This is a genomic window from Streptomyces sp. NPDC057280 (assembly GCF_042668605.1).
Classification (GTDB): domain Bacteria; phylum Actinomycetota; class Actinomycetes; order Streptomycetales; family Streptomycetaceae; genus Streptomyces.
The window spans coordinates 417733-431489 of record NZ_JBHUYR010000005.1 but is presented as its reverse complement, the minus strand read 5'-3'; the positions used below and the strand labels follow the sequence as shown (position 1 = coordinate 431489).

Below are 13757 nucleotides of genomic sequence, written 5' to 3'. Positions count from 1 at the left end.
CGCGTGTGCTGCTGGGTCCTGCATGCGTTCTGGCTACGTCGATGAGTCTGCTGCTCACCGGGGGTCCGGCGCGCTGGTGCCCAGCGCAGTCTTTTGCGGGGGAAAACCCCACCCCCCGACCTCCGGTCCGCCGCCCCGAACCCCTCCCGAGCGGCGTAAAGCCAAGTTAAGTACCGGCCAAGGCCGCTCTCGTCCTCCAGTGGGACGAACCCTCCCCGAGCCGTAGTACGGAGGGACCCCTAGGGGCAGTCCACCCCCGGGTGGAGCCGATCTCGGGGTCCGCTCCCCCCTTCGGCGCGATCAGGCTGCACCCTGCCGCGACGTGAGGGTCAAGTGAGAGGCTGTCCCGCGGCAGATAGATGCAAGGGGAAAGGATCTTTGGTGGACCAGGGGGACACGGACATACAGCCCGCCGCGACGGACGCGAACCCGCACGGCTCGCACCGGCGCGGCGCCGTCGTGGCGGCGCTGATGCTCGCGATGGCGCTGGCCGCGCTGGACGCCACCATCGTCTCGACGGCCGTCCCGCAGATCGTCGGCGACCTGGGCGGCTTCTCCGTCTTCTCCTGGCTGTTCTCGGGCTATCTGCTGGCCGTGACGGTGACGCTGCCCGTCTACGGCAAGCTGTCCGACACCTTCGGCCGCAAGCCGGTGCTGGTCGCGGGCGCGGCGCTCTTCCTGCTCGGCTCCCTGCTGTGCGCGCTCGCCTGGAACATGGGCGCGCTCATCGCGTTCCGCGTGGTGCAGGGCCTGGGCGGCGGCGCGCTCCAGGGCACCGTCCAGACGCTCGCCGCCGACCTCTACCCCCTCAAGGAGCGTCCGAAGATCCAGTCGAAGCTCTCCACGGTGTGGGCGGTGTCCGCGGTGGCCGGCCCCGGCGTGGGCGGCGTCCTGGCGGCGTACGCGGACTGGCGCTGGATCTTCCTGGTGAACCTGCCGATCGGCGCCGTGGCCCTGTGGCTGATCGTCCGTCACCTGCACGAGCCGGAACGGGACTCGACCGTACGCCCGCGGATCGACTGGGCGGGCGCGCTCGCGGTGTTCGCGTGCGGGGGCGTGCTGCTGACGGCGCTGGTGCAGGGCGGGGTGGCCTGGCCGTGGCTGTCGGCGCCGTCGCTGGGCCTGTTCGGTACGGGACTGGCGCTGGTGGCGCTCGTGGTGGCCGTGGAGCGCAGGGCGGCCGAGCCGATCATCCCGGGGTGGGTGTGGCGGCGCCGTACGATCGCCGCGGTGAACCTGGCGCTGGGCGCGCTGGGGCTGCTGATGGTGGCGCCCTCGGTGTTCCTGCCGACGTACGCCCAGTCGGTGCTGGGACTGGCGCCGGTGGCCGCCGGATTCGTGCTGTCCGTCTGGACGCTGAGCTGGCCGGTGTCGGCCGCGCTGAGCCAGCACGTGTACCGCAGGATCGGTTTCCGCAACACCGCGATGCTGGGGATCGGCACGGCGGCGCTGGTGCTGTTCACGTTCCCGTTCCTGCCGTACCCGGGCCGGGCCTGGCAGCCCACGCTGCTGATGCTGGTCCTCGGTGCGGCCCTTGGGCTGTTCCAACTGCCCCTGATCGTCGGCGTGCAGTCGACGGTGGGCTGGGCCGAGCGCGGCACGACGACGGCCTCGGTCCTGTTCTGCCGGCAGATCGGGCAGACCTTCGGCGCCGCGCTGTTCGGGGCGGTCGCCAACGGGGTGCTGGCCGCCCGGCTCGGCGGGGCGAGCGACCTCGACTCCGTCACGCGCGCGTTGGACGCCGGTACGGCCCCCGAGACGACCCGGCGGGCCATCGCGGACGCCGTCCACGCCGTGTACCTGGGGGCGTCGTGCGCGGCGGCGCTGGCGTTCCTGGTGCTGCTGTTCCTGGCGCCGCGGAAATTCCCGGTGCTGTCCGAGTGAGCCGCCGTACAGTGCCCTCATGGTGAGGCTGGAGCGGCTGCGGGCGGACCACGCGGAGGCGTTGCTGGCCTTCGAGCGGGAGAACCGGGAGTACTTCACCCGCTCGATCTCGGACCGCGGGGACGCCTACTTCGCCGACTTCGCGGAGATCCACCGCGCGCGGCTGGCCGAACAGGACGCCGGGATCTGCCACTTCCACGTCGTACTGGACACGTCCGGCACCCTGATCGGCCGGATGAACCTGATCGACGTCGAGGACGGCTGCGCCGAACTGGGCTACCGCGTGGCCGAGAAGGCGGCGGGCCGCGGGGTGGCGACGGCGGCGGTGGCGCTGCTGTGCCGGACGGCGGCGACGTCGTACGGACTGACCTCCCTGAAGGCCGTCACCACGCTGGACAACCCAGCCTCTCGCACAGTCCTCGAACGGAACGGCTTCATGGTCGTCGAGGAGACGGTCGTCGCCGGCCGCCCGGGCATCCGGTTCCGCCGCGACCTCACCTCCGCGCACCACCGTCCGTAGCGCACGTTCAACCCGTCGTAGCCCTGACGGCCGTTCAAAAATCTGAGTTAATCCGGGTAACACCCCAGGTCAGCGAAGTAAGCGCATACCGACCAATCAGTTTGGTGAAAAGCTCGCAACCGTCGGCTACCTACGAGTAGCGTGCGTGGCTCCGCTCGTCCCACCCCCCCAACTCCCTGCGGTCCGCATCGCACCGGACCCGAGCCGCGCAAGGAGCACCGGGATGTCACACGACCCGTACGCGTCCCCGTACCCGTCCCCGCCGCCGACCCACTCGGCGTACCCCACCTACCCCTGGCAGCCGCCCCTCGAAGACCAACCGGCCGCAGGCCGCCGCCGTCCGCCCCACCCCCCACTGGGCCACCACAGCGACCTGCGCGTCCTGCGCGGCGCGTACCGCCGGCAGCGGCGCGTCGCGACACTCACCGCGCTCGGCTACTTCACCCTCTTCCTGATCCTGTCCGCGTTCGCGCCGTCCCTCATGACCAGCAGCGTCACCGACGGACTGCCCACCGGCCTGCTGCTCGCCCTGCTCCAACTCCCCGTCACCTGGCTGGCGATCACGCTGTACGAGCACACCGCGCGCGTGTACGTCGATCCCGTCGCCGACCGCATCCGCAGACAAACCGCCGTCGACGCCAAGAGAGAGGCCAGGTCATGACCGGATTCAGCGACTCCGCTCAGGCGATGTCCCTGGTGGCGTTCTCCGCGGTGGCCACGATCACGCTGCTGCTGTGCGTGATGACCGGCCCCGACCGCGACGACCTCGACGAGTTCTACACCGGCTACGGCTCCCTCTCCCCCATGCGCAACGGCCTCGCCATCGCGGGCGACTACATCTCCGCCGCGACCGTCCTCGGCACCGGCGGAGTGATCGCCCTGTGCGGCTACGACGGGGTCGTCCTCGCCCTCAGCACCGCCCTGTCGCTGATGCTGCTGATGTTCCTGCTGGCCGAACCCCTGCGCAACGCGGGCCGGTTCACCATGGGCGACGCGCTGGCCCGCCGGATGCCGGGACGCGCCGTACGCATCGCCGCCAGCGCGGTGACCCTCGCCGCCCTCCTGCCGCTGATGCTCGTCCAACTCGCGGGCACCGGACAGCTGCTGGCGTTCATCCTCGGCTTCTCCGGCGACTCCCTGAAGACGGGCTGCATCCTCGGCCTCGGCGTGCTGATGATCAGTTATGCCGCGATCGGCGGCATGAAGGGCACCGCCCTCATCCAGATCCTGAAGATGGTGATGCTGCTGGGTTCCGGCGCCGTGGTCGCCGTACTGATCCTCCAGCGCTACGACTGGAATCCCGGCGCGCTGTTCGACGCGGCCGCCGCGCAGAGCGGCGTCGGACCGGCGTTCCTGCACTCCGGACTCCAGTTCGCGGGCGGCCCCGCGCCCCGCCTCGACATGATCGTCTCGCAGCTGACGGTGGTCGTCGGCGGGGCCTGCCTCCCGCACGTCACCATGCGCATGTACACCGCCCGCAGCGCCCGCGCGGTCCGCCGCTCGATGTCCTGGGCCGTGTCGTCGGTGGTGCTGTTCGTGCTCGTCATCACCGTGGTCGGGTTCGGCGCCACGGCGCTGATCGGACGCGCGGTCATCGCGGAGGCCGACCCGCAGGGCAACACGGCCTATCTGCTGGCCTCCCGGGCCGTCTTCGGCGCGGAGGTCTCGACGGCCGAGACGCTGCTCTTCACCACGGTCACCACCGCGATCTTCCTCACCCTGCTGGCCTCGGTCGCCGGCATGATCCTCGCCTGCGCCAACTCCCTCGCCCACGACGTGTTCGCGGGCCACGCGCGCGAGATGACGGCGCGCCGCGAGATGACCCTCGCGCGTGTGTCCGCGCTCGCCGTGGGCGTCCCGGCGATCCTGCTGGCCGCCCTCGTCCAGCACCGCAGCCTTCAACCGCTGGTGACCCTGTCGTTCTGCCTGGGCGCCTCCGCGATCGCCCCCGCCCTCGTCTACGGCTTCTTCTGGCGCCGCTACACCCGAACGGGCCTGCTCTGCACACTGATCGGCGGCTCGCTGGTGGTCCTGCTGCTGATGCCGGGCACCAACCTCGTCTCCGGCTCGCCCGTGTCGGCGTTCCCGGAGAGCGACTTCAACTGGTTCCCGTTCACCACCACCGGCCTCGTCTCCATCCCGGCCGGCTTCGCCTTCGGCTGGCTGGGCACGGTCCTCTCCGGCCACCGCGGCTCGGAGGAGCAGCGACGGCAGTACGAGGCCGTGGAGGGGTGGATTCTGGCGGGGGCGGGGCGGAGGGGGGAGTAGGGGGCCGGTGGGCCCCTCTGGCGCGGGCCGCCCTGGCGGGGGCCGCCCTGGCGGGGGGCTGTGCGGCGCGGGGAGCAGCGGGCCGGTCGATCCCGGCGGGGCTGTGCGGCGCGGGGAGCAGAGGGCCCGGAGACCCCGGCGGGAGCCGCGCGGCGACCGTGACGGCAAGGTGCTCCACACCTGGACGCTGGACGTGCTCGACGGCCGCGTCCAGACGATCCGCACCGTCATCAACCCCGACAAACTCACCCACCTCGGCCCGGTGGCGGACGCGTGGGCGGTGACTCGGGAGGCTCGGGAGACCCGGCAGGGGCGGTGAGTGGGGGCGCAGTGGGGGATGGGACGTGGGGTGCGTGCGGCGGTGTTGGGGCGCGAGTGGGTGACGGGAGCGTGCGAGTGGGTGACGGGGGCGTGAGGCGGCGTCGAGGGCGTGAGCGGGTGACGGGGCGCCGGCGTGCCGCGGTGCCGGAAGGCGCCCCCGCGCATCACCACAGCCTCGCGCCCCCGTGCGGCTACTCCGCCGGCGCCCGGCCCGTCAGCGTCGTCAAGCTGTTGCGTACGAGGTCCATGTGGGCGCGTACGTCGTCCCAGCGCTCTCCGTGCTCGCGCAGCACCCGCTCCGTCTCGCGCGCGATGCGGTCCTCCCGCAGCCGCGCCTCGGCGAGGATCTCGGCGGCCCGGGCCCGCGCCTCCTCCTGGCGTCGGCGTCCGGCGGCCTCCGCGTCGGCGAACGCCTGCTTCGCCTCCGACAGTGCGGCCTCCGCACGCGCTACCTGCTCGGCGTGCAGGGCGTCCAGCGCCGCGGCGCGCTCGGTCTCCGCGCGCTCGGCCTCGGCCCAGCGCTCGGCGTGCTCCCTGGCCTGTTCGGCGAGCATGCCGGTGGTGCGCTGCCGCACCTCGCGCAACGCTTCGAGCGCCTCCGTGCGCCCCTCTTTCACTTCGCGCCGGGCGGCGATGCGGATCTCGTCGGCCTCGGCGCGCGCCGCGAGGAGGCGTTGGCGGGCGCGCTCCTCCGCCTCGGCGTGCACGGCGTCGGCGTGTGCCTGTGCCGCGTCGCGCACGCCGTTCGCGCGCGCCTGCGCCACCTCCGCGAGGCGCTGCGCCTCCTGACGCGCGCCGTCACGCACAGCCGCCGCCTCCTCCTGACCGAGCTGGAAGATCCGGCGCGCACGCTCCCCGAGCGTCTCGTACGACTGCGGCGCGAGCCGCGCGACCGTCTCGCGCAGCGCCTCCAGCTCCGCCTCCATCTCCTTGGCGAGCACGGTCAGACGGGCGGCACGCTCCCAGGAGGCGTCACGGTCCTGCGAGAGCGCCGCGGCGTACGCGTCGACCTGGTCGGGACGGTAGCCGCGCCCCCGTACGACCACGAAGCCGTGGGACGAGACAGGTGTGCCGCTCATCCTGGAACCCCTCTCCATCAAAAGGACGCAAAATGATGATTTCGCGCACATCTTGATGTATCAGGCATAACAGTGCATAACGCGACACTCCGCACAGAGGTCACGGCCGTCCCCCGGTAGGCGGGGGTACCGGCGTGACCCGTACCGCTGAAAACGCGGGCCGACGAGCCCATGGTTCGGCCCCAGGTGGTGCCGACCGGTGGCGTTGATGTGCTCCGGGACGGGCACTCCGGGACGACGAAGAGGCGGGCCCGGTCGCCGTGACCGGACCCGCCTCCTCCGCACCTTCTGCGTCGCCCACGCGACGGGCCCTACAGCAGCCCGTCCCACATCTGCTCGAGCAGCACCGACCACCAGCTCTCCGGCGAACCCAGCGCCGCCGGGTCCAGAGAGGCCAGCTGCGCCTGGAAGTCGACGGTCCAACGGCCCGCCTGCTCCTGGTTCAGCCCGAACCTGAGCCGCCACATCCGCCCCAGCAGCGCCAGGCACCGCTGGAACTCGGGCAGCCCCGTGTTCACGAACTGCGGCGGCACGGGCGCCCCACCGGGCCCCGCCTCCACCGGCACGGCCACGATGTTCGCCGTCCCGTACTGCACACAGATCGCCCTGCCGAAGTCACTGCCCATCACCAGGTACGACCCCGCGTCCGCGGCCGGCTGCACCCCGCGCTCCTGCGCCAGTTCCGCCAGCGTCGGCACGGGCCGGCCCGGCTGGGCCTGCGCCCAGAAGAACGGACCCATGTCCATCGGCAGCCCCGCCGCGACCAACGAGTGCGCCACCACCGGCGGCACCCCCTGCCGGGACACCGCGGCCTGCTCGAACCGGAAGATCCCCGGCCCGAACGCCCCCGCCAGCTCCTGCGCCACGCCCTCCGGCGGAATCGGCGGCGCCGCCTGCACCGGCGGAAGCGGGGCGCGCACCGGTCCCGGCCGCGCCGGCCCGTCCGCCACCTGGTGCAACTCGCCCTGGTGCGCCAGCAACTGCTGCATCCCCTGCTGCCGGCTCGCGTGGTCCGTGCCGTACGGCGCGATGCTCGCGAGCCGCGCCTGCGGCCACTGCTCCCGGATCATCCGCGCGCAGTACGCTCCCGGCAGCTCACACGACTCCAACTCCGTGTGCAGCTCCAGCACCTGGTCCGGCGGGATGTTCATCGCCCGCAGCTCGTGGAAGATCTGCCACTCCGGGTGCGGCGTACCCGGCGCCGAACGCCGGATCAGCTGCTGCTCCGACCCGTCCTGCGCGCGGTAGCGCAACACGGCCTGGTAGCCCGGACCGACGGTCGGCTGCCCCTGCTGCGGGTATCCGTACGCCGGCGCCTGACCGGGCCCGGGCTGCCCCGGCGGCGGTACGGCACCGGGCGGCATCCCACCGGGAGGCGGCACCGCACCGGGAGGCGGCACCGCACCGGGCGCCATCGGCTGAGGCGCGCCCGGCGCCATGCCCGGGGCGCCCGGAACACCAGGTGCGCCGGGCATGCCGGGTGCGCCCGGGGCGGACGGCGGCGGAGGCGCGCCGGGGCCGCCGACCGGCGGCGCGGCCAGCATGGTCTCCGCCTGGTGAACCGCACCCCGCGCACCTCCGGCAGAGCCCGGCGCACCCGGCATACCCGGGGCGCCAGGAGCCTGCGGTGCGCCGGGGACACCCGGAGCGCCGGGGGCGTGCGGTGCCCCAGGGCCGCCAGGCGCACCCGCGATACCGGGGGCGCCAGGAACTCCCGGAGCGCCCGGCGCGTGAGGTGCACCCGGGGCGCCCGGAGGAGTCTGCACGCCCGGCGCACCGGGCACGCCAGGGGCGCCCGGCGGCTGCGGAGCGCCCCCACCCGGGCCCATACGCCCCGGGTCGGCCAGCATCGTCGCGGCATGGTGCATGCCGCCCGGAGGCGTACCGCCGGGCGGGTTCGGCGCACCGGGCGACTGAGGGGCGCCCGGCGGAGTCGGCGCGCCGGGCCCCGCAGGCCCACCCTCAGGACCGTCCGGCCCGAGCGCGGACACGAGCTGCGTCGGCACATACCCACCGGCCGGCGCTCCCGGCGTACCGGGCGCACCCGGCGCAGGCGGAGGCGTACCGCCCGTTCGCGCGCCCGGCGCCCCCGGAGCACTCGGCGGCGGAGGCGGCGTCGCACCCCCACGCACACGGCGCGGCGGAGGCGCCGCCTTGCTGGTCGCGGCGTCGGCGATGTCCCCGGCGTTCGGCGCGAGCGGCCGCTCGGGCGCCCCCGGAACGCCGGGCCCGCCGGCGCCCACAGGAGGCTGAGGCGCCCCCGGCGCACCCCCGGGCCCCTGCGGATAGCCATAAGAAGAAGCACCCGGAACAGGCGGCGGCGTACTGCCCTGCGGCGCACCCGGCGCAGTCACGGGCGGCGCACCCGGAGGGGGCGTACCCGGCGCTCCAGCACCACCCACACCCCCCGCACCCTGCGGATACCCGTACGCCGCGCCACCCGGCGCAGGCGCACCCGGCACCGGCGCACCCGGCACCCCGAGCGCCCCGTGCCCACCAGGCGCCCCCGGCGCACCCGGACCGCCAGGCGCAGGCGCACCCACAGACGCACCCGGCGCATTCGGATCGTCGAGCGCCGGTGCGAGCGCCGTAGGCGGAAGCTGGCTGCCGCCCGACATGAGCGCGGTCTTGGCCTCCGGCGGCGTCGCGGGCGGCGGAGTGTCGTCGTCGGTCCCACTCAGCGGCGGCGCGAACACGGTCGCGGGCAACGGCACCGAACGGTCGTCGCCCGCATCGGCGTTGGTGTCGGTCCCGGCCCACGGAGTCGCCCCAGCGGGCACATCACGCGCCCCCGGCGCACTCGACGCTGAGGGCGCCCCCGGCGCACCACCAGCCGAAGCCGCACCCGCACCCGCACCCAGGCCCACACCGGCACCGGCACCGGCACCGGCACCGGACCCCACGGCCCCGTTCCCCGGCCCGACCGGCACCCCGGCCTGCGTCTCAGGCAACGCCGAAGACCCGACCCCGGCGCCACCCCCAGAACCCGCACCGAAACCGGCACCCGCACCAGCACCGGCACCCGCACCAGCACCGGCACCGGCACCGGCACCGGCACCGGCCGAACCCTGACCCATCCCGGCCCCGGCATCAGACCCGACACCGACCCCGGACCCGGCCCCGGACCCGGCCCCGGACCCGGACCCGGACCCGGCCCGCCGATCCGGAATCCCCAGTTGGTCCGCCGCCTCCTGCAACCACTCCGGCGGCGTCAGAAGGAACGACGTCTGATTGAGATCCACCCGAGCCGCAGGCGCCGACGCGGCCGCGGCCGCCGCGTCCTGCGCAGCCCGCCCGTACTCCTCCTCGTACCGGCGGATCACCTCACCCACCGGCAGCGCCGGCCACAACGTGGCCTCCCCGCTGTCCCGGGCGAGCACCAGCCGCTGCGCGCCGCCGTCCGAACGCGGACCGTCCGCGCGGTCCTCCGCCCACACCACGAACCCGAGCTCGAACTCCCGCACCCGCACCTCACGGTGCTGGTACGAGGGCACGTCCCCGTTGATCCACTCTTCCGCGCGCTCCTGCGCCTGCGCGAACGTCACCATCGGTCAGCTCACTCCCCAGCCCCGGCAACAGCCCCGGCTCCAGCCCCGGCTCCAGCCCCAGTTCCGGCTCCGGCGGCCGCCACCGGCACGGACCGCGCGAAACCGCCGTCCACCATCAGGTTCGCCACCGTCTCCAACTCCGGCGGAGAACCGGCCAGTCGGGACAGGAACACATCGAAGTCATCACCGCACGGCAGCAACAGCCGCTCCACCCGCTCCGCCGGCGCCAGCGAAGGATCGACGTCGCGGGCGTCGTCGTACGCGCAGAACCAGACCGAACCGATCCGGTCGCCCTTCACCTTCACCGCCAGCAGCCCGCCCTGCACGAAGCCGACACCCAGGTAGTCCTTGGTCAGATGGTCACGCAGGCACTTGTTCACGTACACGAGGTCGTTGACGGCCGCCTCGTCCCGCACCGTGAAGAACGGCTGGTCCACCAGCAGACCCAACTCCGGGTCCAGAGCCGTGCCCACCGGGGCGCACCCGCCCGCCGCCTTCAAGAACGACCGGTACGCACCCGGCAGCCGGTACCCGAGATCCTCCTCGACCCCCAGCACCTGCGACTCGGACACCGCCGTACCCGACTTCGGCAACCCGAAGTGCGCGGGCCGCGTCTCCTGCAACGGCCGTGTCCCCCGCTTCCCGTGCTCCACCGCCGCCGTCGCGATGCCGCCGTGATGCCGCAGCAGCGCCTTCACCTCGACCGGCACCAGCTCAAGACGGCGCGAACCCACCACGTGATGCCACGTCCAGCCGTGCGGCGTCGCCACCGCCGGGATCGTGTCCCACAGCTCATGGCCCGTCGCCGCGAGCGCCGCGTTCGCCGACACATAGTCGGTCAGCCGAAGCTCGTCAACACCGAAGCCCTCCGGCGGATCGGCGATCTCCGCAGCTGCACGCGCATAAGCCGAGAAGTCCGGATAGCCGCGCTCGTCCACCCGCACCCCCCTCGGGTGACGGGCAGCCCGGACCGGATCCGGGAAATGCACGACCTGCCCGGCATAGGCCGCGTTCGGCGGCGCGGCTTGCTGCCCGAGCCGACCTGTCGTCATGGCGGTTGCCCCCTGCGGCACTCTGTACGACCCGCGGCGACCGGCCCGGCCCCGGTCCACCCGGCTCCGCCCCGCCACCCCAGCCCGTATTCGACTTCTCCGACGTTCTCCAGCGTGTTGACCACATACACGCAGTCGCGTGCACGAAGTCGCACACACGCGGTCGCATACATGCGGGTGCCGACAGCCTATGCGGTACGACGACACCGGTCACCGGGCACCGGTCAGCCGCCCTCCGCTTCCGTGACCAGCCGTCACCCCGCCGTGACAGCCCGCCCAAACACGGGCGTGTCGCACCGCCCCAGCTTCCGCACCAGCCACGGCATTTGGCACTCTGTGTGATCCGGGGGGATGCTCGGAGGGGATGATGATCATGAATACGACGCAGACGGGACCGCACCCAGGACCGCGACCAGCCACACCCGGCGACCCGCGGACCGGACCGTCCGCCGACCCGCGGACCGGACCGTCCGCCGACCCGCGGACCGGACTGTCCGGCGACCCGCGCATCGGCTGGAGCAGCGAAGCCGCCCACGCCCCCACCCTGCGCCACCGCCGCGACGGCATACTCCCCACCGTCGCCGCCGCCCTCTCCGTCCGCGGCGCCACCCTCACCGGCACCGCCGCCCGCGGCGACGAGGCCCCACCCCTGCACCACCTCGTGCAGGACTTCCTCGACACCCTCACATCCACCCAGCGCGACCGCTTCACCGGCCGCTGCGCCGAGACGATCCTCATCTCCCGTCACCTCGCCGCCGCCGACGCCGCCCGCACCAAACGCGCCGCCCGCAAACCCATGACCAACGGCGAGGCCCGCAAGGCCCTCAAGCAGGCCAAACTCACCGCCCGCCGCATCCGCGAGGACGGCGACCCCCTCCACGGCAGCTTCGCCGCCCCCTGCCGCGCCTGCACTGCCCTCAGCGCCCACTTCGGCGTACGCATCGTCGACCCGGCGGCGGACGACTGACCCCCACGCACGAACCCCAGACCACAGCCACAACCGCAACCACAACAGCCACAGCCACAGCCACAGCCACAGCCACAGCCACAGCCACAGCCACAGCCACAGCCACAGCCACAGCCGCACCACACCCATGACCACGACGATCGAAGGCAGATGCACCCGGACCGCACCAGCACCACCCGCTTCCCCGTACCCGTCGACGCCGCCCTGCGCGCAGCCGGCTGGCAACCCGGACGATGGGACATCAAACAGGCCGAGATCTGGGCCGACGCCCTCCGCGACCACACCTCACCGGCCGGCCACCGCCACACCGTCTTCCCCGCCGCCGTAGAGGCCTGGGCCGAGTTCGGCGGCCTCCACATCACCCCCACCGGCCCCGGCCGCCAGGTCGCCCCCGCCCACCTCCACCTCGACCCCCTGCACGGCCTCCACATGGCCCGCACCCTCGCCGACCTCGGCCGCGCCCTCGACACCGACGTCTGCCCCCTCGGCACCGAGACCGAGACCGCGGCCCTCCTCGCCATCGACACCGAAGGCCGCGCCTACGTCCTCGACCACACCGGCGACTGGTACCTCGGCCCCGACATCGACCACGCCCTCGCCGCCCTCGTCGCAGGCATGGAACCGATACGCCTCACGGCAAGCTGAACCACCCCGGCGACCCCGGGCAACGCCGCGCTACACCGCCGGAATCACCGCCGACACCCGGAAACCCCCCGCGTCCGTCGGCCCGGACACAAAAACCCCGCCCAGCGCGGCGACCCGCTCCTTCATCCCCACCAGCCCGTTCCCCCCGGACGGCAACCGCGCCGACGACGCCACCGACACCTCCGGCGGCGGCTCGTTCTCCACCTGCATCGCGATCTCCGACCCCCGGTGCGCGAGCCGTACGTGCGTCTTCGCGCCCGCCGCGTGCTTGTGGACGTTGGTCAACGCCTCCTGCACGACCCTGTACGCGGTCTGCTCGATCTCCCCCGCGTACGACCGCACATCCCCCTCCACGGTCAGATCCACGACCATCCCCGCGGCCGCCGACTGCCCGATCAACTCCTCCAACTCCGACAGACAAGGCCCGTCGGACTCCTCCACGGCCCTCGACGCGGCAGCGGCAGCCGCAGCGGCAACCCCCACAGCGGCCAACGGCACTGCGGCCCGCCGCGCGGCAGCCCCGTCCCCGCTCCGCAGCACCCCGAGCATCTCCCGCAACTCGGTCAGCGCCTGCCGCCCCATGTCCCCCACCAACGCGGCGTTCTTGACGGCCTTCTCCGGATCCTTCCGCGCAACGGCCTGCAACGCGGCCGCATGCACCACCATCAGGCTCACCCGATGCGCGACGACGTCGTGCATCTCCCGGGCGATCCGGGTCCGCTCCTCATTACGCGCCCACTCGGCCCGTTCCTCCGCCCGCTCGGCAAGCAGCTGAAGCTCCCGCTCCAGACTGTCGGCACGCTCACGGAGACTCTCCATCAGCCGCCGCCGAGCCCCGACATACAGCCCGAGCAGCAGGGGCGGGGCGGTCAACCCAATCGAAATGGCGATCGCGGCGAACGGAACGGACCACCCCCCGAGGTCGCTCTCCCCCGTCTCCATGCTCTGCCGCACCCGCACGAACATCACGATCAGCATGCCGACGAACGACATCCCGGCCAGCGACCCGATGATCCGCCGCGGCAGCTCGGAGGCGGCGAGGGTGTACAGGCCGACGATGCCCATGAGGTACCCCATCTGGGCAGGCGTGATCGCGATGGACACCAGCACCACCGCGATCGGCCACTTCCGCCGCACGAGCAGCGCGGCACCGGCGAGCGCCCCGAAGACGACCCCCGCCGCCGTCGGGATCCCGGCGTCCCCGGCGAAGTCGACGCCCTCGACCGCGCACTCGAGCACGGAGACGAACGCGAGGCCGATGTCCAACAGTGCGGTACGCCACCTGGCCCACCACCACGGCCCCGTCCGGGCCGCGGCGTGGTCTTCCCCCGTCGTGGTCATGCCTCCAGCCTACGGGCGCAAGGCGCGGCTTTTCCGGTGAGTTTCCGGTACTGGCCTACACCACATGGCGTGACCGGCCAGAAGCGAAACCGCCCGATTTCCCTCGAACTGCTGAACCAGCCCCTGTTCGAC

The 13757-nt window shown here is 73.2% G+C and carries 10 protein-coding genes and 1 pseudogene; 7 read left to right on the top strand and 4 right to left on the bottom strand.

The genetic code is table 11. The features are described from left to right. Positions 1-381 precede the first annotated feature (381 nt). The 5 genes and pseudogenes from ACFUO4_RS29500 to ACFUO4_RS29480 form a co-directional block, all read left to right on the top strand. Entirely contained in the window at positions 382-1884 is a 1503-nt protein-coding gene (locus ACFUO4_RS29500; RefSeq protein WP_383490583.1) for an MFS transporter, read from the top strand. 19 nt (positions 1885-1903) lie between these two features. Beyond that, positions 1904-2404 (top strand): GNAT family N-acetyltransferase, encoded by a 501-nt coding sequence (locus ACFUO4_RS29495; RefSeq protein WP_383490581.1) that lies wholly within the window; start codon positions 1904-1906, stop codon positions 2402-2404. Between the two features lie 223 nt (positions 2405-2627). Further along, complete coding sequence (locus ACFUO4_RS29490; RefSeq protein WP_079312858.1) at positions 2628-3065, top strand: DUF485 domain-containing protein; 438 nt, start codon at positions 2628-2630, stop codon at positions 3063-3065. Further along, a complete protein-coding gene (locus tag ACFUO4_RS29485) occupies positions 3062-4672 on the top strand; it encodes a cation acetate symporter (protein ID WP_383490579.1) in 1611 nt (536 codons plus the stop codon). The genes ACFUO4_RS29490 and ACFUO4_RS29485 overlap by 4 nt, the downstream gene beginning before the upstream one ends. Before the next feature lie 154 nt (positions 4673-4826). After that, positions 4827-4991, top strand: a pseudogene (locus ACFUO4_RS29480) (RNA polymerase subunit sigma-24); the annotation flags it as partial. A 193-nt stretch (positions 4992-5184) separates the two neighbouring features. Here ACFUO4_RS29480 and ACFUO4_RS29475 read toward each other — a convergent pair. The 3 genes from ACFUO4_RS29475 to ACFUO4_RS29465 form a co-directional block, all read right to left on the bottom strand. Continuing rightward, entirely contained in the window at positions 5185-6072 is an 888-nt protein-coding gene (locus tag ACFUO4_RS29475; protein ID WP_383490577.1) for a cellulose-binding protein, read from the bottom strand. 311 nt (positions 6073-6383) lie between these two features. Next, positions 6384-9620, bottom strand: a complete 3237-nt coding sequence (locus ACFUO4_RS29470) for an SUKH-4 family immunity protein (protein ID WP_383490575.1) — start codon at positions 9618-9620, stop codon at positions 6384-6386. Positions 9621-9628: 8 nt separating this feature from the next. Beyond that, entirely contained in the window at positions 9629-10672 is a 1044-nt protein-coding gene (locus ACFUO4_RS29465) for an SMI1/KNR4 family protein (protein ID WP_383490573.1), read from the bottom strand. Between the two features lie 373 nt (positions 10673-11045). Here ACFUO4_RS29465 and ACFUO4_RS29460 point away from each other — a divergent pair, with 373 nt between their 5' ends. Beyond that, complete coding sequence (locus ACFUO4_RS29460) at positions 11046-11639, top strand: YwqJ-related putative deaminase (protein WP_383490571.1); 594 nt, start codon at positions 11046-11048, stop codon at positions 11637-11639. Between the two features lie 150 nt (positions 11640-11789). Beyond that, positions 11790-12284, top strand: a complete 495-nt coding sequence (locus tag ACFUO4_RS29455) for an SUKH-3 domain-containing protein (protein WP_383490569.1) — start codon at positions 11790-11792, stop codon at positions 12282-12284. Between the two features lie 30 nt (positions 12285-12314). On the opposite strand, the gene ACFUO4_RS29450 is transcribed toward ACFUO4_RS29455, so the two are convergent. Then, positions 12315-13625, bottom strand: a complete 1311-nt coding sequence (locus ACFUO4_RS29450) for a sensor histidine kinase (RefSeq protein WP_079311409.1) — start codon at positions 13623-13625, stop codon at positions 12315-12317. Positions 13626-13757 lie beyond the last annotated feature (132 nt).